General features: G+C 69.4%; 1 pseudogene. It reads right to left on the bottom strand.

Features of this window, described 5'->3' with window-relative positions:
- Positions 1 to 543: pseudogene (locus tag WS75_RS18495) on the bottom strand (beta strand repeat-containing protein); the annotation flags it as partial.

The following is a 543-nucleotide window of genomic DNA, read 5'->3' as shown; positions in this document are numbered from 1 at the left end:
TTGACGACGCCTTGAACCGGGGCCAGCGGGTTCGCACCGCCACCCACGTTACCCAGCGCACCCGTCACCGTGCCCAGTGCACCGGTCAGCGCACCTGCCGGGTTGCCGCCGCCGAGCGCGCCCGTCACTTGATTGACGACACCTTGAACCGGCGCCAGCGGGTTTGCGCCGCCACCCACGTTACCCAATGCACCCGTCACCGTGCCGAGGGCACCGGTCAATACACCAGCCGGGTTGCCGCCGCCGAGCGCACCCGTCACTTGATTTACCCAATGCACCCGTCACCGTGCCGAGGGCACCGGTCAATACACCAGCCGGGTTGCCGCCGCCGAGCGCACCCGTCACTTGATTGACGACGCCCTGAACCGGCGCCAGCGGGTTCGCACCGCCACCCACGTTACCCAGTGCACCCGTCACCGTGCCCAGCGCACCGGTCAATGCACCAGCCGGGTTGCCACCGCCGAGGGCGCCCGTCACTTGATCGACGACGCCTTGAACCGGCGCCAGCGGGTTCGCACCGCCACCCACGTTACCCAGCGCACC

Origin of the sequence: Burkholderia sp. FL-7-2-10-S1-D7 (assembly GCF_001524185.1) — a bacterium.
Taxonomy (GTDB): domain Bacteria; phylum Pseudomonadota; class Gammaproteobacteria; order Burkholderiales; family Burkholderiaceae; genus Burkholderia; species Burkholderia diffusa.
This window is presented reverse-complemented; position numbering and strand designations above follow the sequence as displayed.